The organism is Aequorivita aurantiaca, assembly GCF_030410135.1.
GTDB lineage: Bacteria > Bacteroidota > Bacteroidia > Flavobacteriales > Flavobacteriaceae > Aequorivita > Aequorivita aurantiaca.
On the sequence record NZ_JAUGQQ010000002.1, the window covers coordinates 441,319 to 458,768 of the forward strand.

At 41.1% G+C, this 17,450-nt stretch carries 19 protein-coding genes; 7 read left to right on the top strand and 12 right to left on the bottom strand.

What is annotated here, in order from left to right:
- Positions 1-233: 233 nt before the first annotated feature.
- From scpA to udk, 4 genes are read right to left on the bottom strand one after another with little or no spacing between them, the layout of a single operon-like run.
- Positions 234-2,453, bottom strand: a complete 2,220-nt coding sequence (gene scpA, locus QRD02_RS05385) for a methylmalonyl-CoA mutase (RefSeq protein WP_290253893.1) — start codon at positions 2,451-2,453, stop codon at positions 234-236.
- On the bottom strand, positions 2,446-3,864 hold the full coding sequence (locus QRD02_RS05390; protein ID WP_290253894.1) for a methylmalonyl-CoA mutase subunit beta: 1,419 nt from the start codon (positions 3,862-3,864) through the stop codon (positions 2,446-2,448). The genes scpA and QRD02_RS05390 overlap by 8 nt, the downstream gene beginning before the upstream one ends.
- A complete protein-coding gene (locus QRD02_RS05395) occupies positions 3,861-4,193 on the bottom strand; it encodes an FtsB family cell division protein (protein WP_290253895.1) in 333 nt (110 codons plus the stop codon). The genes QRD02_RS05390 and QRD02_RS05395 overlap by 4 nt, the downstream gene beginning before the upstream one ends.
- The gene (gene udk / locus QRD02_RS05400; RefSeq protein WP_290253896.1) at positions 4,190-4,810 is read right to left on the bottom strand and encodes a uridine kinase; all 621 of its coding nucleotides are present in this window, start codon (positions 4,808-4,810) and stop codon (positions 4,190-4,192) included. Before udk ends, QRD02_RS05395 begins: the two co-directional genes overlap by 4 nt.
- Positions 4,811-4,990: 180 nt before the next feature.
- On the opposite strand from udk, the gene QRD02_RS05405 reads away from it, so the two are divergent.
- Positions 4,991-5,605 (top strand): WbqC family protein, encoded by a 615-nt coding sequence (locus QRD02_RS05405; RefSeq protein ID WP_290253897.1) that lies wholly within the window; start codon positions 4,991-4,993, stop codon positions 5,603-5,605.
- A 58-nt stretch (positions 5,606-5,663) separates the two neighbouring features.
- On the opposite strand, the gene QRD02_RS05410 is transcribed toward QRD02_RS05405, so the two are convergent.
- From QRD02_RS05410 to QRD02_RS05440, 7 genes are all read right to left on the bottom strand, one after another.
- On the bottom strand, positions 5,664-6,686 hold the full coding sequence (locus tag QRD02_RS05410) for an endonuclease/exonuclease/phosphatase family protein (protein ID WP_290253898.1): 1,023 nt from the start codon (positions 6,684-6,686) through the stop codon (positions 5,664-5,666).
- Positions 6,686-7,561, bottom strand: coding sequence for a rhomboid family intramembrane serine protease (locus QRD02_RS05415; protein ID WP_290253899.1), 876 nt, complete (start codon positions 7,559-7,561; stop codon positions 6,686-6,688). The genes QRD02_RS05410 and QRD02_RS05415 overlap by 1 nt, the downstream gene beginning before the upstream one ends.
- On the bottom strand, positions 7,561-8,304 hold the full coding sequence (locus QRD02_RS05420) for a rhomboid family intramembrane serine protease (protein ID WP_290253900.1): 744 nt from the start codon (positions 8,302-8,304) through the stop codon (positions 7,561-7,563). The genes QRD02_RS05415 and QRD02_RS05420 overlap by 1 nt, the downstream gene beginning before the upstream one ends.
- Entirely contained in the window at positions 8,305-10,149 is a 1,845-nt protein-coding gene (gene mutL / locus QRD02_RS05425; RefSeq protein WP_290253901.1) for a DNA mismatch repair endonuclease MutL, read from the bottom strand.
- A 5-nt stretch (positions 10,150-10,154) separates the two neighbouring features.
- Positions 10,155-10,436: a riboflavin synthase subunit beta gene (locus tag QRD02_RS05430; protein WP_290253902.1), complete on the bottom strand. Its 282-nt coding sequence runs from the start codon at positions 10,434-10,436 to the stop codon at positions 10,155-10,157.
- A 243-nt stretch (positions 10,437-10,679) separates the two neighbouring features.
- Complete coding sequence (gene ribH / locus QRD02_RS05435) at positions 10,680-11,177, bottom strand: 6,7-dimethyl-8-ribityllumazine synthase (RefSeq protein WP_290253903.1); 498 nt, start codon at positions 11,175-11,177, stop codon at positions 10,680-10,682.
- Positions 11,178-11,945 (bottom strand): tetratricopeptide repeat protein, encoded by a 768-nt coding sequence (locus tag QRD02_RS05440; RefSeq protein ID WP_290253904.1) that lies wholly within the window; start codon positions 11,943-11,945, stop codon positions 11,178-11,180.
- 164 nt (positions 11,946-12,109) lie between these two features.
- On the opposite strand from QRD02_RS05440, the gene recF reads away from it, so the two are divergent.
- From recF to QRD02_RS05455, 3 genes are read left to right on the top strand one after another with little or no spacing between them, the layout of a single operon-like run.
- Positions 12,110-13,195: a DNA replication/repair protein RecF gene (gene recF, locus QRD02_RS05445; RefSeq protein WP_290253905.1), complete on the top strand. Its 1,086-nt coding sequence runs from the start codon at positions 12,110-12,112 to the stop codon at positions 13,193-13,195.
- 39 nt (positions 13,196-13,234) lie between these two features.
- The gene (locus QRD02_RS05450) at positions 13,235-13,654 is read left to right on the top strand and encodes a lipocalin-like domain-containing protein (protein ID WP_290253906.1); all 420 of its coding nucleotides are present in this window, start codon (positions 13,235-13,237) and stop codon (positions 13,652-13,654) included.
- 16 nt (positions 13,655-13,670) lie between these two features.
- A complete protein-coding gene (locus tag QRD02_RS05455; RefSeq protein WP_290253907.1) occupies positions 13,671-13,967 on the top strand; it encodes a DciA family protein in 297 nt (98 codons plus the stop codon).
- Positions 13,968-14,037: 70 nt separating this feature from the next.
- Here QRD02_RS05455 and QRD02_RS05460 read toward each other — a convergent pair whose 3' ends face one another.
- Positions 14,038-14,457, bottom strand: a complete 420-nt coding sequence (locus QRD02_RS05460) for a nucleoside-diphosphate kinase (protein WP_290253908.1) — start codon at positions 14,455-14,457, stop codon at positions 14,038-14,040.
- Positions 14,458-14,658: 201 nt separating this feature from the next.
- Between QRD02_RS05460 and QRD02_RS05465 the strand changes: the two genes are divergently transcribed.
- Genes QRD02_RS05465 through QRD02_RS05475 form a run of 3 tightly spaced genes read left to right on the top strand, consistent with a single transcriptional unit; the run spans position 14,659 to position 17,343 of the window.
- Positions 14,659-15,681, top strand: coding sequence for a DHH family phosphoesterase (locus tag QRD02_RS05465; RefSeq protein ID WP_290253909.1), 1,023 nt, complete (start codon positions 14,659-14,661; stop codon positions 15,679-15,681).
- Positions 15,659-16,219, top strand: a complete 561-nt coding sequence (gene gldI, locus QRD02_RS05470) for a gliding motility-associated peptidyl-prolyl isomerase GldI (RefSeq protein WP_290253910.1) — start codon at positions 15,659-15,661, stop codon at positions 16,217-16,219. The genes QRD02_RS05465 and gldI overlap by 23 nt, the downstream gene beginning before the upstream one ends.
- Before the next feature lie 17 nt (positions 16,220-16,236).
- Positions 16,237-17,343, top strand: a complete 1,107-nt coding sequence (locus tag QRD02_RS05475) for a peptidylprolyl isomerase (RefSeq protein ID WP_290253911.1) — start codon at positions 16,237-16,239, stop codon at positions 17,341-17,343.
- Positions 17,344-17,450: the final 107 nt, after the last annotated feature.

Sequence of the window (17,450 nt, forward strand, 5' to 3'; positions counted from 1 at the left end):
TGGGATTTGATTTACCGTAAAAAGTCTCAATTTTGATTTTAGTGTTAATTATTCTTATTTCATAATTGACGTCATAAAAAAAATTGACCTTCAAGATTATCATTTAAGTGTTGAAAACTTGCAGAATATAATCTTTGATTTAAAAAAATATCCAGCAGATATTTATAATTTCTTAGATCTCTAAATTTATAATACATTATGTAATATTATTTTACGACATCTTTATTTATACTTCACTCCACTCCCCCAATCAAAACCCCCAACATTTCAATAGCGGCATCACTAATTCGGGTGCCTGGGCCATAAACCGCCACAGCGCCGGCATCAAAAAGATATTGGTAATCCTGCGCGGGTATTACACCGCCCACGATAACCATTATATCTTCGCGACCATACTTTTTTAGGGCATCTATAACTTGTGGTACTAGGGTTTTGTGGCCTGCGGCAAGGGAGGAAACGCCGAGGATGTGTACATCGTTTTCCACCGCTTGTTTGGCGGCTTCGGCGGGAGTTTGGAAGAGGGGGCCAATGTCCACATCAAAACCTACGTCGGCATAGCCGGTGGCTACTACCTTGGCGCCGCGGTCGTGCCCGTCCTGCCCCATTTTGGCAATCATAATACGGGGGCGGCGGCCTTCCAGATCGGCAAACTGGTCCGCCATTTGGCGTGCCTTATCAAAACTTGGGTCTTTTTTCATCTCTTTACTGTACACGCCGCTAAAGGAGCGTATTTGTGCTTTATATCTGCCGAATTCCTTTTCCATCGCGGAAGAAATTTCGCCAAGGGTTGCCCTGTGTCGGGCGGCTTCTACGGCTAAAGCTAACAAATTCTTATTCCCCTGAAAAGGGGAATCTGTTGAATTTACGTAGCTATGCGCACATTTTGTAATATCTTCTAGCGCTTTCGCTACTTTTTCATTGTCGCGTTCTGCTTTTATTCGGTTTAATCTTTCAATTTGGGAGGTGCGTACTTTTTGGTTGTCCACATCCAGAATTTGCAGCGGATCTTCCTTCGCGAGGCGGTATTTGTTTACGCCCACAATAATATCCTGTCCGCTATCGATACGCGCCTGCTTGCGCGCGGAGGCTTCTTCAATGCGCAGTTTCGGAATACCTGCTTCAATGGCTTTGGTCATTCCGCCGAGTTCTTCCACTTCCTCGATTAGCGCCCAGGCCTTATTGGCGATTTCGTTTGTAAGGTTTTCCACATAATAACTGCCCGCCCAAGGATCTACCGTTCGAGTGATTTGGGTTTCGGTCTGTAGAAATATCTGTGTGTTCCGTGCAATACGTGCGGAGAAATCTGTTGGCAACGCAATGGCTTCATCCAAAGCATTCGTGTGCAAGGATTGTGTTCCCCCGAAAACTGCCGCAGCGGCTTCAATGGCGGTTCGCGCCACATTGTTAAACGGGTCCTGCTCGGTAAGGCTCCAACCGCTGGTTTGGCAATGGGTGCGCAACGCCAATGATTTTTCATCTTTTGGGTTGAATTGTTTTACAATTTTTGCCCACAGCATTCGGGCGGCACGCATTTTGGCGATTTCCATAAAATGGTTCATCCCGATTGCCCAGAAAAATGACAATCGAGGCGCGAAAGTGTCAATATCCATTCCCGCTTTTATTCCGGTGCGAATGTATTCCAAACCGTCAGCCAAAGTGTAGGCCAGTTCAATATCGGCCGTGCCTCCCGCTTCCTGCATATGGTAACCGGAGATAGAAATGCTGTTAAATTTGGGCATATTTTTGGAAGTATATTCAAAAATATCACTCACAATTTTCATCGATTCCTTGGGCGGATAGATATAAGTATTCCGCACCATAAATTCCTTTAGGATATCATTTTGAATGGTTCCCGATAAATCTTTTAAGGCCACGCCCTGCTCTTCCGCTGCTACAATATAAAATGCCATAATGGGAAGCACGGCGCCATTCATCGTCATGGAAACGCTCATTTCATTCAACGGAATTTGATCGAAAAGAATTTTCATATCCTCCACGCTGTCAATCGCTACACCGGCCTTCCCAACATCGCCCTCTACTCTTTCGTGATCACTGTCATATCCGCGATGGGTCGCTAAATCGAAAGCTACTGAAAGTCCTTTTTGCCCCGCGGCGAGATTTCTTCTGTAGAAAGCGTTACTGTCCTCTGCCGTGGAAAATCCTGCGTATTGGCGAATGGTCCACGGCCGGCGGACGTACATTGTGGAATACGGGCCGCGAAGATGGGGCGCGATTCCTGCTACGAAATTTAAATGATGAAGGTGCTCGATATCCTCCGAAGTATATAGCTTTTTAATTTCGATTTCTTCGGCAGTTTGGAAAGTTGACGGTTGATTGCTGATAGCTGATGACTGCCCCTCGACTACGCTCGGTGTAACATTTTGGTCTTCCGTCTTCGGTCTTCCTTCTTCCAACCTTTTTAAACTAATATGTTGCAAATCTTTTCTACTCATTGCCCAGTCTATCTTGTTCAACTATTTCTGCCAAGCGCTTTTCAATAATTGGCGCGATTAGGGTTTTTATCGGATTTTGTTTTACGAATGGAAAAAGCTCCAAATCGTCTTTCATCCGGTCGTTTTTGTTGGGGTGGTAATTGGTGCCCAACAATTTCAACTGTCCGCTGTCAAAAAGCTGCTGCTCCTTTTCGGCGCTTTCCTTTATTTTCTTTTGAATGGTGCCTTCTTTTAATTGCTGAAGAAAGCCGCCGCCTTTTTCTATTTCCTTGAAAATTTCGAGCGCTTTTTCCGCAAGTTCATTGGTCAAACCTTCGATATAATATGTACCATCCGCGGGATTGCTTACCGTGTCAAAATAGCTTTCGTGTTTTAAGATAAGTAATTGGTTGCGGGCGATGCGCTCGCCGAATTCGTTGCTTTTATGGTACAATGCATCATATGGAAGATTGCAAACGATATCTGCCCCGCCTAAAATGGCACTCATGCATTCGGTAGTGCTGCGGAGCATGTTTACGTTGTAATCGTAGAGAGTTTTGTTTCTTTTTGACGGCATTGCCAGAATGTGGCAGGTTTCGTTTGCGCCGTATTCCTTTGCCAATGTTGCGTAGAGTTTTCGGAGGGCGCGGATTTTTGCTATTTCGAAGAAGTAGTTTGGGCCGGTGGATAGCGTAAAAGTTAACGATGAGCCCTCTACCGCGCTCGAGGAGAACAAGGATTGCTCCTTTTGCCGAAGCCTTTCAACAAGCTCAGGATGATAGAGGTGGTTTAAATATTCATTCGCATGAGCCAGAGCATATGCTAATTGCTGGACAATGTTGGCGCCTGCGTTTTGGTATATTGCGGCATCAACGGAAAGGATATTTTCGGGTTTTTGTTGCAGGATAGCATCGAGAATTTCGTGGTCCTGCTTTAAATTTTGAAACCAGTTGCCCGTCCGGGCTAGGTTTCCTATTATATCAATATTATAAAAAACAGTAGCTTGTTTTTCGGAAAAGAATTTAATTAGTTTTTTATAAAATCGTTCCGAAAGAAAGTTTAGTTGGAAATAAATTGTAGCACTTTCAAGGGGAAAATCTGTAAATACTTCTTTTACGTCAAATTCTTCGTCTGCCGAAAAAACTATTGCCTCCGCCCCTCTTTTTAATGCATCTATGGCAATATGATTGGCTATTTTTTCGTCATCAATAAAAATGGATTGGGCAATTTTCCAGGATTGTGGCTGGCCAGGAATGGGTTGACAATCTTCCTTAAAATCATCTTGGTGATAAAACGGTTTAACGTTTATGCCCTCGGGACTTTGCCACACCAAGGTTTCGTTGTAGTCGGCGCCCTTTAGGTCGTACTGTATTTGTTGCCGCCACTGCTTTGCGGAAACTTCATCAAAATCCTCAAATAGAAATTTACTCATCGCTTTTCTTCCTTTTTGATGCTGTCCTCGTGTTCAATAATGTATATATCCTCATTTTCCTTTTTGAGATAATACTTTTCGCGTGCAAATTTTTCCATTTGGTTGCTATCCTCCATTTTTTGAATGAAGCTTTTATCCTGCTCTATTTCCTTTTTATAGAATTCGGCATTGTCTTCCAAGGCATCTATTTCACTTTCGAGTTCCGAATGGATTAGCACGGAATTGGTGTCAAAAAAAACCATCCAGGTTAGGAAAAGCAGCAGAATAAGCACGTATTTATTGCTTAAAAACCGTACCCATTTTTTATTTCTGAATTTTGCAAAACTCATAATTCCGAATAGCTTAATTTTTGATGGATAATACTGCGGATCACATCTACCGCTACAGTATTATACCGATTGGTAGGTATAATTATGTCTGCAAATTCCTTGGTTGGTTCAATAAACTGTTGGTGCATGGGCTTGAGTGTGGTTTGATAGCGGCTCAAAACTTCCTCCAAATCGCGGCCGCGGGTGGCAATGTCGCGTTTCAGTCTGCGTATCAATCGCTCATCACTATCGGCGTGCACGAAGATTTTTATGTCGAACATTTCGCGAATATCCGGATGCGCAAGAATAAGGATTCCTTCAACGATAATCACTTTTTTAGGGTGCGTGGTTACGGTTTCACCAGTTCTGTTGTGCTCCACAAATGAATACACGGGTTGTTCAAAGGAATTTCCATTCCGAAGTTCTTTTAAATGACTTACCAGCAATGGGAAATCAATGGAATTTGGATGGTCGAAATTTATTTTCACTCGCTCCTCGTACGTTAAATTACTGGTGTCGTGATAATACGAATCCTGTGAAATAATGCACACTTCCTCGGGCGGAAGTTCCGCCACAATTTGGTCCACTACCGTTGTTTTTCCGCTGCCAGTGCCGCCGGCGATGCCAATTATGAGCATAGTTATTGGTTTGCTACAAATGTAGGGAAAAGGGTTGCAGGTTTCAAGTTTCAAATTCAAAGATTAAAACATCCCCCTTGCCCCCTTCGAAAGGGAATTATTCAGGTTTAAGTATAATAATCGTAAATCGGCAATCTTAAATCGTAAATCATTTATAATTTTGAAGTCTTTAATTTTTGAATGAAAGCTATACTATTACATCCTTCCTATTTTCCTTCCATAGAGCAAATGGCCGCGGTGGTGCAGGCAGAAAAAGTTGTTTTCGAAATTCAGGATAATTACCAAAAACAAACCTACCGCAACCGCACCTTTATTGCCCACAGCAATGGAAAACTGCTTTTAAATATTCCCATAAAACACAATAAGACAGGAAAGCGGCAAAAAACGAAAGAGGTGATTGTTGAAAATGATTTTCCATGGCAGGAACAACATTGGCGCAGTTTGCAAAGTGCTTATAGAACCTCACCATTTTTTGAATATTACGAAGACGATTTGGAACCATTGTTTACGGAACCCGTAAAAGGTTTATTGGAACACAATCTGAAAATATTTGATTTGCTGTGCGAACTGATTGGGATTGAAGGGGAAATTTCAAAAACTACTTCTTTCGAAGCAAATCCGGAGGTTACCGATTTGCGGTATTTGGTTGATGCGAAACGAAAATCAACTTTTGAGCCGGAAGCTTATACGCAGGTTCACGAAGCCAACCATGCGTTTTTACCGAATCTTTCAGTGTTGGATTTGCTTTTTAATGAGGGACCGAACACTTTGAATTATTTGGAAAAAGCCCCCTAGCCCCCGAAGGGGGAAAACACGATACCATTTCAGTTCCCCCTTCGGGGGTTAGCGGCCCCTACCAGCCCACAGTAGCGCGGACGGCGTAATGGTCTGAAAAGGTTTTCTTCATTGTGTCAAATGAAAGTACGTCTAGTCCTTCCGATGCAAAAATATAATCTATCCGCATAGGGTATTTATCAAATTTAAAAGTAGTGCCCAAACCGTTGCCGCGCTCGCGGAAAGCATCTTTCATTCCGTCCTTCAACCTTCTGTAGCTGTATGAAAATGGCGTATTGTTGAAATCGCCGCAGATAATCACGCGATATTTAATTTTATGTTTGTGTGCCAAAATTGCCTCCACTTGGCGCTGTTGCTTTTCAAAAGCGGTGGAGATCCGTTTCCTGAGTTTATCGTTATCGCTTTCCTGCAGATAGCTTACCCGCGGCAAAATTCCCAACGACTGCAAATGGACGCTGTAAACGCGCAGGGTATCCTTTCCCTTTAAAACATCGGCATACAGTGTGTTGTTGTAAGTATCCTCAAAATCGAAACCGCCTTTATTGATTATTGGATATTTTGAAAAAATGGCGTGTCCCAATTTTGCTTTTTCCGATTTGAAATGAATGTATTGATAAGGATAAGTTGAAAAATCGATATTGTTAGGTTTATAATATTCCTGAACGCAAACTACATCGGGATTTTCTTCAACCAATATTTCCGCGATTGTTTGGGCCGCATCGGTTTTGGGATTTTCTTCGTAAGCATTGAAAAGACGGACATTATAGGAAAGGACGCTCAAGGTATTTTTATAGGGTGATGCATCTGCTTCGGAAGACATTTCATAAAAAACGTTGAAATAGAAATAGGAAATAAAAAGTACCGTGAACGAAATAAAGAACCTGCGGCGCAACTGTACCGCCCAGTAAATGGCGAAAATGATGTTAACGATTATCAGTAACGAAACCACTAAACTCAACAACGAGAGGGTTGGGAAGGTTTTTGGCGGCAAATAAGGCAGGATGAAAGAAAGCAATAAAAGGAAGGCTGCAACTAAATTGCACCAATAAATAAAATTATTGAATACTCGCCTTTTTCGCATTAGTCGTCTTTGCCGGCCTTAAACAGAAAATCCTTTTCTTCTTTGGTAAGGCTTTCGTAGCCGCTCTTTCCTATTTTGTCCAAAATACCGTCCACTTTTTTTTGGTGGTCAGATTTTGCTTCCTTGGGTTTAGAACGTTGGGCCGTGGGTTGTGTTGTGCGATGTACTTTTTTGAATGGCTTTTTTTTGCTGGGCTTAAAAAGATTGGCAACCCAATCCATAAAATTTTCAAACCATTTGCCAATGTCGTTTCCCTTTGCGAGTTGGGTGGCGTAAATAAAACCGAAAACAGCCCCGCCCACATGCGCCATCAAGCCGCCTGCATTTCCGGAGGAGGGAATTCTAACCAAATCCAAAAGAAAAAGAAACAGGGCAATGTGCCAAAGTTTTATGGTGAAAGTGAAAATACGGACTTCGGTATTTGGGGTGTACGTCGCGATAAAAACCATCAACGCCGTTACTGCACCGGAAGCACCGATTAAATAGCCCCGACTTTCAGCGAAAACAGGAAAAAAACTATAGGAAAGTACAAAGAGCAATCCGCCAAAAAGAGCTCCGAGTAAATAAACGGTGAGCAATCGTTTTTCGGTAAAAAGGTTCAATACAAACTGCCCAAACCAATAAAGCCAAAGCATATTGAACAAAATATGAAAGAAGCCAAAATGTAGAAAACTATACGTAATCAGCGACCACGGATGGATTAAAATTGTGTAAAAATCATCTGTCAGCACAAACCATCGCGTTAAATAAACATTGCTAACGCTGAAGAAAAACGAGCCTAAGCTCACCAATAAAAACAACACAGCGTTAATGACGATGAGCTTCACCATTACGTTTGCCGTTTTGTATTGATATGTAAGATTATTGGCTGCCATCAATTCCAGCGATGATTGTCAAAACTGTTCTTTTTCCAGTACCACGCCATAATAAAACCAAAGAGGGCGCCGCCAATGTGGGCGAAATGGGCTATGCCCGTGGCCGTTCCGGTAATTCCAAAAATTAAATCCAACAAAATAATGCCGGGGATAAAATATTTCGCCTTTATAGGAATTGGCAGAAAAATTAGCATCAATTCAATATTCGGGAACATTATTCCGAAGGCAACCAAAATACCGTAAACCGCGCCCGAAGCGCCAAGAGCAACCCCATTATAGGATTGGGCCATGTTTTGGATTCGTTCCATTGAAACACTTTCCAACACTGCCGTACTGCCGCCATTGCCCCCCGAAAGATAGCTCATAACCTCGCTCGGGCTCCAGCCACCCGCAATCAATGAGTCCATCACGCTGTGGATTTGCCAATAGTTGACCAAAGTATGGATTATAGCTGCACCCAAACCGGCGGAAAAGTAGAAGAACAGAAATTTCTTTTGTCCCCACCGCATTTCCAATGGCGAGCCAAAGGCCCACAGCGCATACATATTAAACAGAATATGGAATATGGACGAAGGATCGTGCATAAACATATGCGTGACCGGCTGCCAATATTGAAAATTAGGATTCTCAAAATAATAAAGCGCAAACAATTTTATCGAAAGATCCCCGATAACGAAGGATCCGATATAAAAGATCACATTCAGTATTAATAGAAATTTTACAGTGTCGGTTATTCTTCCCATTTACATAAATTTTTTATCCAAATCATTCACCTCAAGAATTGTGAAAACTGGTTTGTTGGTCGGGCTAACGGATGGCTCTTTGCAAGCAAAAAGTTGGTTTATTAAATGTTCCCTTTCCTCTTTGCCCAATGAAATTCCCGTTTTTATTGCCATACTTGCCGCCATGGATTTTGCCAGCATATCATTTTGGCTGAAACCGCTCTCGGGCACTTCCTCTTTTATGTCGTGCACCAACTGGCTGAGCAAATTTACAACATGACTTTCCAATATCAGTACAGGAATTCCGCTAATCTCGATGGTTTCGTCTTTTAGTTGTGAAAAAATGAAACCCGTATGTTCCAATTGCTCGCGTATCTTTTCAATAATTTCCACATCAGGTTTTGAAAAATGAAGTTGCAGCGGAAACAACAATTGCTGGCTTACAGCTTCCTTTACGGTAATGTTTTTCAACAATTCTTCGTAAAGAACCCTTTGGTGTGCAAGGTTTTGATGGATTACCATCATCCCGTTTTTCAGCGGACTCACAATATATTTATTCTGAATTTGAAAGGAAATTTGCCCGGTTTCGGTTTCGGGATTTTCAAAAAGATTTCCAGTTACCTCCTCGCTTTCAAACTCAATATCGCCTAAACTTGAAATTGCTGGAGCATCATCCTTTAAACCAACATAAAGCGATTCCCACGACTGGGATTGCTCTCTTTTAAATGGAAAATTGATATTTCCCTGTTTCGCTTTTTCACGAAAAGGATTGAAATCGCGGTCCACTTCAATGGATGGTGCGGTGGGCTGTTTTTTACTGTAATCGTACGGCGTATCAAAACCTTTGTCCCTTTCAAAATCAAGTATGGGCGCAATATTGAACTGTCCCAAACTATGCTTCACGGTTGCTCGAAGCATTGCATAAATGGAATGCTCATCGTCGAACTTTATCTCTGTTTTTGTGGGATGGATATTGATGTCAATGGAATGCGGATCCACTTCCAAAAAGAGAAAATAGCCCGGATGAATATCGTTTTTAACCAAGCCCTCAAAAGCTGAAGCAACGGCGTGGTGCAAATATGCACTTTTTATAAAGCGGTCATTCACAAAGAAGAACTGTTCTCCCCTGCTCTTTTTGCCGAATTCCGGTTTTAAAACAAAACCGTTGATTTTTAAAATTTCGGTCTCCTCGCTTACGGGCACCAACTTTTCATTGGTTTTGCTTCCGAAGATGTTTACAATACGTTGCCGGGAATTTGAAGACGGAAGATTAAAAACATCGCTGCCATTGTGAAGCATTTGAAACGCAACATTGGGATGCGCCAAAGCCACACGGTGGAATTCGTCAATAATATGGCGGGTTTCCACGGGATTGCTTTTTAGGAAATTTCGCCGCGCGGGAATATTATAAAAAAGGTTTTTTACTGAAATAGTTGTCCCTTTTGGAACAACAGCGGGCTCTTGGGAAATTACCTTGCTGCCTTCAATGGTAAGGTGCGTACCAATTTCAGAATCTTCGTTTTTGGTTTTTAGCTCAACGTGTGCAATGGCAGCAATCGATGCCAAAGCTTCTCCACGGAAACCTTTCGTGTGCAGATTAAAAAGATCTTCAGCCGATTTAATTTTGGAGGTTGCGTGGCGTTCAAAACTGATCCGCGCATCGGTGACGCTCATTCCTATTCCATTGTCTGTAACCTGGACGAGGGTTTTTCCGGCGTCTTTTATAACAAGTGTAACGGAAGTTGCCTTGGCATCGATGGCGTTTTCAAGTAATTCCTTCACTACCGAAGCCGGTCGCTGCACGACTTCACCAGCCGCAATTTGGTTCGCAACGTGATCCGGTAATAACTGAATAATGTCTGCCATTAAAATTATGCGTAGAAAATAGATAAATCGAATCCGATGATAAAAAGAAAAACGAGAACCAACAAAGCAATAATCACAAGCAACCGCAGATTTGCATTTTTATCAGATTTCTTTAAATCTGCCATAGCGGTTTTAAACTTTCCCTTTAACCCTTTGTTTTCGCCAACCGTGGTTCGGAATTGATCGAATTTATGCCCCATCGCAAAAGGGCTTCCGTCTCCATCAAATTCATAATGGCGGGGTTTGTAACTGTATTTTTTGTTTTTTCTTTTGCTAATTAATCCCATAACTGTCGTGCCTCAAAGTTACTGAAAATAGTATGTTTTCTAAAAGTAATTCCGAAGAGGTTTTGAACAATTATGATGCCGTGTTTCTGAAGTATTAGTATTCAGTTGCCGATGGCAGTGGTGATCTCGAGTGGTCAGTGGTCAGTGGTCAGTGGTCAGTGGTCAGTGGTCAGTGGTCAGTGATCAGTGGTCAGTGGTCAGTGATTTAAATAAATCTACAATTGTAAATTGTAAATCGTAAATCTAAAATCGTGAGTCTTTCCTCAGCTGCGCCATTTTAATCGCGGCAATTGCGGCTTCCGTTCCTTTGTTGCCGTGCTTTCCACCACTACGGTCGATGGCTTGTTGCATATTATTGTCGGTAAGTACGCAGAAAATTATGGGAATATTACCTGTTACATTTAAATCCTTTATGCCCTGCGCGACGGCTTCGCAAACGTAGTCGAAGTGTTTTGTTTCGCCTTGAATTACGCTACCTATTGCAATTACGGCATCAAGCATATCGTAACTTTCGACCATCCTTTTGCAGCCGTAAATAAGTTCAAAACTGCCGGGAACGTTCCAACGGACGATATTTTCATTGATGGCGCCACAATCTTTCAATGCATCAAAAGCGCCTTGGAACATACCTTCAGTAATTTCGTGATTCCACTCTGAAACAACAATCCCAAACCGAAAGTCCTTCGCGTTTGGGATTGTGTTTTTATCGTAAGCCGATAAATTTGTATTTGCTGTAGCCATTTATTGGTTCATTGCTTCCGCCCGGCCGGTATAAATTTCGGCTTTCGTGGCTTCTTGTGATTTGGGATAATCGTCAGCTATTTTTTTGAAATGCGACAATGCCTTGTCGTTTTGGTTCAATGACATTGCGGCAATACCGGCCTTCAAAAGAAAACGTGGCGTTGTGAAATCGTTAGTTCGCATCTTTGCAGCTTCCTCATAATATTTCAACGCATCCTCATTTTGGCCCAATTGTGCAAAAGCATCGCCAATAGCGCCTTTCGTTAACGGTGCCAACACATCGTCATCGCTGCTGAATTTATCCAACTGTTCAATAGCTTGCTGATATTTGCCCGTGTTCAAATAGGCCATTCCCGCATAGTAATGCGCAAGATTGGCAGCATTGGTACCGCCGTAATTTTCGATAATATCGATAAACCCATATTTACCTTCACCGCCTTGCAGGGAAAGATTGTAAAGCGAATCCTTTGCAGGGGCTGTTAACGCCTGTTCCCAATAATTCTGGGCCTGGAACATTTCGTTCATTGCCTCCGCTTCTTTTGGAGCTTTTACATATTGGTCGTAAGCAAAATATCCCAAAACAAGCACAGCCACAACCCCAATAAAGCCTAAGATTGCCTTTTGGTTTTTCTCTACCCAAGCCTCGGTGCGCGATGCGCCCTGATCCAGCGTGTTGAATACTTCTGCCGTTGTACTGTTTTCTTCAAGCTGCGTTTCCTTTTCAGCTTTTGTTTTTGGTTTGCCTCCGCGTTTGTTGTACGTTGCCATATTGTTACTTCTAATTATTAAGATTCCCGCCTTCGCGGGAATGGCGCAAAAATAAAATTTTTAATGGAATTTAAAAGGATTAATATTTCTTATTTTTTAATAATTTGCAAAGCAGTTATTCTTCCTTTTCGGAAAAAATACCGAAGCACAACTTATTCATTTTTATGATATTACAAAAACTGTCGTTACTCAACTATAAAAATTTTGAAGCCGAAACCTTTGAGTTCGACCCAAAAATAAATTGTTTTGTGGGAAACAACGGTGTGGGGAAGACAAATATACTTGATGCTATTTATCACCTTTCCTTTGGGAAAAGTTATTTCAATCCCATCACTACACAGAATATTAAACACGACGAGGAATTTTTTGTGGTGGAAGGTTTTTACGAAAGAAAGGAGACGCCCGAAAAAATTGTGGTGAGTGCGAAAAAAGGACAGAAAAAAATCATAAAACGAAATGGTAAGACTTACGAAAAATTCAGTGAACACATTGGGTTTTTACCACTCGTAATCATTTCGCCCGCAGATCGGGATTTGATTATTGAAGGCAGCGAAACCCGCAGAAAATTTATTGACGGCGTGATTTCGCAGGGCGACCCCAATTATTTGAACACGCTCATTAAATACAATAAAGTGCTGGCGCAGCGCAATAGTTTGCTGAAATATTTTGCGGCGAACAACACTTTTAGCCAGGATACGATTGATATTTACAACGAACAACTTCACAATTTTGGCACTTCAATCTTTGGGAAGCGAACTGCATTTTTGGAAGAATTTCTGCCTATTTTTTTGAATCGATACAAATCCATCAGCAGTGGAAATGAAAGCATCAATTTAGTTTACGAAAGCCAATTGCAGGAAAATGATTTGCTGACGCTGCTTCAACAGAATTTTACGAAAGATAAAATTACGCAATACACCAATTTCGGGATCCATAAAGACGATTTGGTTTTTGGGATTGATGGACATCCCATCAAAAAATTTGGATCGCAGGGACAGCAGAAATCATATCTCATTGCGTTAAAATTGGCGCAGTTTGATTTCATTAAAAACCATTCTAAAACAAACCCGATTTTGCTATTGGATGATATTTTTGATAAATTGGACGAAACGCGAGTGGAGCATTTAATTTCGTTGGTTGACAATGAAAATTTTGGGCAACTATTTATAAGCGATACGCACGCAGAGCGTACTGAGGAAGTGATTAAAAAAGTGCATCAGACCTATAAAATGTTTCCGTTGGCCCCCTAACCCCCAAAGGGGAAAAGCCGCTAAAATAAATCTAAAATTATGAGGTTTACATTTGTATTATCAATCATTATCCTATTTTTCACAAGTTGCGAAAAACCTAACCCCGAGGCACAAAAACAAAACCTCAACGGCTATTGGGAAATAAAAAGTGTGAAAATGCCAAATGGCGAAAAAAAGCAATTCAATATAAATACGATCGTGGATTTTATTGAAACAAAAGGCGACAGCGGTACGCGAACCAAAGTCACTCCGAAATTTGACGGTACTTTTATAACAAATGGCATTTCAGATTATTTCACATTGAAAATTGAGAATGATAGTTTACGCATCTATTACAAAACCCAATTTGACGAATGGAAAGAAACCGTGATTGAAGCAAAGGACAGTACCTTAACCGTGATTAATCGGGACAACAAAATTTACACCTATTCAAAATTCAAAAAATTAGAGTTTAAATAGTAAAGATCAAACAACAATGGCAAAAAGAAACGCAGAAAACATATCAATTGGCGATGCTTTAAAGGAATTTATTGGTGCGAATAGATTAGAAAAAGGTCTGGACATAGTGAATGCAAAGGAAGCGTGGAATACAGTTATGGGCGTTGCCATTTCAAAATACACTACCGATATAAAATTGGACCGCGATACTTTATATGTACAGCTTTCATCTTCTGTCTTGCGCGAGGAATTGAGTTATGGAAAGGAAAAAATAATAAAATTGTTGAACGAGGAATTAGGGAAGGAATTGATCAATAAATTGATTCTTCGCTAATAACTACACTATATAAAAAAACGCCTTCCAAATGGGAAGGCGTTTTCAGTAAAAAATATTTTGTGAATGCTTAAAACATATCGCGTCCCGCAAAATGAAAAGCACCTTCAATGGCTGCGTTCTCATCGCTATCACTTCCGTGCACGGCGTTTTCGCCAATGGAAGCTGCATATAATTTGCGAATGGTACCCTCGGCAGCGTCTGCTGGATTGGTAGCACCAATCAAAGTACGGAAGTCTTCCACAGCATTTTCCTTTTCAAGAATTGCCGCAACTATTGGGCCGCGGGTCATATATTCCACCAATTCGCCGTAAAATGGGCGCTCACTGTGCACTGCATAAAATGCCTGCGCATCCTGCGTGGTCATGTGGGTAAGTTTCATCGCTACGATTCTAAAACCGGAAGCGTTTATTTTTTCAAGAATGGCGCCTATGTGTCCTTTTTCAACCGCATCTGGCTTTAACATTGTGAATGTTCTGTCTGTTCTCATTGTGTTTTTTAAAATTTCGGCAAAAATACTATTTAAATATTCAATTGCAAGGAATCTTTTATATTCACCGCTTAGCCTGCGCTCAGGGTGAAATAAAAGTTGAATGTTTATTATTTTAAGAAAATTCTAGCTTCCAGCTCCCGGATTCAATATCAAAATTCCCCTTTTGGGGGTACGGGGCTTTTCGTATCTTCGCCGCTTATGAATTTAGAGACTACCGAGATTGTTAAAAAGCTGCTAGCTTCCCCGCAGAAAATAGTGATCGTAGGCCACAAAAATCCTGATGGCGACGCAATTGGTTCGTGTTTGGGACTTTCTTTTTTTCTGAAAGACATGGGCCATACCATAACTGTGATTATGCCGAATGAATTTCCCGATTTTTTGAAATGGCTTCCCGGAGTTGAAGGCATCGTGATCCATGAAAGAGAAAGAGAAAAGAGCACGGGCCTAATTCAGGATGCGGATTTGGTTTTTACTTTAGATTTCAATTGTTTGGACAGAGTTGGGGAAATGCAAGGAATCCTAGAAAACTGTACTGCAAAATTCGTTATGATTGACCATCATCAACAACCTGCCACGTACGCCTTGGCCACTTATAGTGACGTGAAAATGAGCTCTACTTCTGAAATGGTTTTTCATTTTATTGAGGCATTAGGACAAGGTGAAAATCTTTCGAAGGAAATTGCCATTAATCTTTACACCGGTATAATGACGGATACTGGATCATTCCGTTTTTCCTCAACCAGCCCTACCACACATAGGGTTGCGGCAAGATTGATTGAAGCGGGAGCAGAAAGTGCCATCATTAACCAAAATGTTTATGACACAAACAGTCCAGAGCGAATGAAACTGCTTGGTGTGGCCTTAAATAATTTGGTAATCCTGGCAGAATTCTGCACGGCCTATATTACCCTTACCCAAAAGGAACTGGACGAGCACAATTTTAAAAAAGGAGATACCGAAGGCTTTGTGAATTATGCCCTGTCGGTAAAAGGAATAATTTTTGCCGCAATTTTTATAGAAAATAAGCAAGAAAATATTGTGAAAATTTCGTTGAGGAGCAAGGGATATTTTTCGGTGAACGATTTTGCCCGAAACCATTACAGTGGCGGTGGCCACATTAACGCAGCAGGCGGAAAAAGTTCTCAAGATCTTTCCAAAACCGTAAACGAATTTATTAGTATCTTGCCCCGTTATAAAAATGAACTCACTGATGCTTCGTAAGCTGATTTATTTTTTACTTTTTTCATTCATTATTACTTCCTGTAAAGGCCCGGAGGCCCGGTCGCCCGTGCAGACCCGGTCAGGCACTTTTATTAAGGAATCTGCAGTTCGCAACAAGAAAATATATGATGAGGAAAAAAAGGTCATTAGTAAAATTATAGCACAAGATTCCTCCCACAACTATATTTCTTCCGAAAATGGATTTTGGTATTTCTATAACAAACGCGACACGGCAAACTCCGAAATGCCAGACTTGGGTGATGTAGTAAAATTTACCTATGATATAAAGGACCTAAACGGCAGTTTAATTCTTTCCGAAAAAGAAAATGGACTTCAACATTATAAAGTTGACCAAAGCAACCAAGATTTAATATCGGGCGTGCGCGAGGGCATAAAACTTATGAAGGAAGGCGAAACAGTAACCTTTCTTTTTCCATCCTATAAAGCGTTTGGCTATTATGGGATTGAAGACAAACTTGGCTCCAACATACCGGTGCAGAGCACTGTAACGCTGCATTCAATTGAACAATCAAACTAAAAATTAAATTTACACCCATGAAGAAACTAACTTTTTTATTTTTATCCCTAACCCTTGCATTTGCGTCCTGTCAGGAAAAATATCCCGATTTGAAGGATGGCGTTTATGCCGAATTCATTACCAATAAAGGAACCTTCGTTGCAAAACTTAAAAACGAAAGCGCCCCGCTTACCGTTTCAAATTTTGTAGCACTCGCTGAAGGTACTAACGGAATGGTTGATTCCCTTTATAAAGGAAAACGTTTTTATGATGGCTTAAGCTTTCACCGCGTGATCAAAGATTTTATGATCCAAGGTGGCGATCCAAAAGGTGATGGCACCGGAAGTCCCGGCTATGCATTCCCCGATGAGATTACAGACACTATCCGTTTCAACAAAAAAGGTCTGTTGGCAATGGCAAATTCAGGCCCCGGCACAAATGGCAGTCAATTCTTCATTACTTTAAAAGAAACGCCTTGGTTGGATGGAAGGCATACAGTTTTTGGAGAAATAGTAATTGGCCAAGAGGTTGTTGACTCCATCGGAAACGTGGAAACCGAGAAACCTGGCGACAAGCCAAAAGAACCCGTTACAATCCAAAGTGTAAATATCATAAATAAAGGAAAAGTAAAAGTTCCTTATTTCACTGAGGAAATGGCGAAACTTGAAAAGGAAAAGAAAGAAAAAGAAGAGCGCATAAATAAAGTAGCCTCCCAACAATTGGAAGAGCTAAATGCCATTCGTACTAAGGCAGATTCATTACCCTCAGGCGTGAAAATATTCTTTACAGAAAAAGGAACCGGCGCGCAACCAAAACAGGGCGATAAAATTTTAATGAACTACGCAGGATATTTAACCGATGGACATATGTTTGACTCAAATATCTTATCAAATGCTGAAAGATTCGAAATGGTTGACGAAATGCGAAAAGCCGCCGGACAATATACGCCGGTACCTACAGACTATAGCACCGAGGCGCAGCTAATACCCGGTTTCCGCGAAGGTTTATTGAAGATGAAGGTTGGCGACAAGGCTACTATCTTTATTCCAGCACATTTAGCATATGGAAAAAGAGGAATTCCAGGGGTAATCCCTCCAGATTCTGAACTGATTTTTAATTTGGAAATTGTTGATATCGTAAAATAATAAATTATTGAAATACAAAAAGAGGAGCCAGATTTTAAATTGGCTCCTCTTTTTTTTTGGAATCACGAAACGCCACTACTGCGAAACACGACAGGTTTTTAAAGAAA

Coding starts and splice junctions, on each gene's coding strand:
- mutL (WP_290253901.1), bottom strand. CDS start 10,149: ATGGCAGACATTATTCAGTTATTACCGGATCACGTTGCGAACCAAATT.
- ribH (WP_290253903.1), bottom strand. CDS start 11,177: ATGGCTACAGCAAATACAAATTTATCGGCTTACGATAAAAACACAATC.
- scpA (WP_290253893.1), bottom strand. CDS start 2,453: ATGAGTAGAAAAGATTTGCAACATATTAGTTTAAAAAGGTTGGAAGAA.
- QRD02_RS05405 (WP_290253897.1), top strand. CDS start 4,991: ATGAAAGCTATACTATTACATCCTTCCTATTTTCCTTCCATAGAGCAA.
- gldI (WP_290253910.1), top strand. CDS start 15,659: ATGAACTCACTGATGCTTCGTAAGCTGATTTATTTTTTACTTTTTTCA.
- QRD02_RS05390 (WP_290253894.1), bottom strand. CDS start 3,864: ATGAGTAAATTTCTATTTGAGGATTTTGATGAAGTTTCCGCAAAGCAG.
- QRD02_RS05415 (WP_290253899.1), bottom strand. CDS start 7,561: ATGGCAGCCAATAATCTTACATATCAATACAAAACGGCAAACGTAATG.
- QRD02_RS05395 (WP_290253895.1), bottom strand. CDS start 4,193: ATGAGTTTTGCAAAATTCAGAAATAAAAAATGGGTACGGTTTTTAAGC.
- udk (WP_290253896.1), bottom strand. CDS start 4,810: ATGCTCATAATTGGCATCGCCGGCGGCACTGGCAGCGGAAAAACAACG.
- QRD02_RS05410 (WP_290253898.1), bottom strand. CDS start 6,686: ATGCGAAAAAGGCGAGTATTCAATAATTTTATTTATTGGTGCAATTTA.
- QRD02_RS05460 (WP_290253908.1), bottom strand. CDS start 14,457: ATGAGAACAGACAGAACATTCACAATGTTAAAGCCAGATGCGGTTGAA.
- QRD02_RS05430 (WP_290253902.1), bottom strand. CDS start 10,436: ATGGGATTAATTAGCAAAAGAAAAAACAAAAAATACAGTTACAAACCC.
- recF (WP_290253905.1), top strand. CDS start 12,110: ATGATATTACAAAAACTGTCGTTACTCAACTATAAAAATTTTGAAGCC.
- QRD02_RS05420 (WP_290253900.1), bottom strand. CDS start 8,304: ATGGGAAGAATAACCGACACTGTAAAATTTCTATTAATACTGAATGTG.
- QRD02_RS05475 (WP_290253911.1), top strand. CDS start 16,237: ATGAAGAAACTAACTTTTTTATTTTTATCCCTAACCCTTGCATTTGCG.
- QRD02_RS05455 (WP_290253907.1), top strand. CDS start 13,671: ATGGCAAAAAGAAACGCAGAAAACATATCAATTGGCGATGCTTTAAAG.
- QRD02_RS05450 (WP_290253906.1), top strand. CDS start 13,235: ATGAGGTTTACATTTGTATTATCAATCATTATCCTATTTTTCACAAGT.
- QRD02_RS05465 (WP_290253909.1), top strand. CDS start 14,659: ATGAATTTAGAGACTACCGAGATTGTTAAAAAGCTGCTAGCTTCCCCG.
- QRD02_RS05440 (WP_290253904.1), bottom strand. CDS start 11,945: ATGGCAACGTACAACAAACGCGGAGGCAAACCAAAAACAAAAGCTGAA.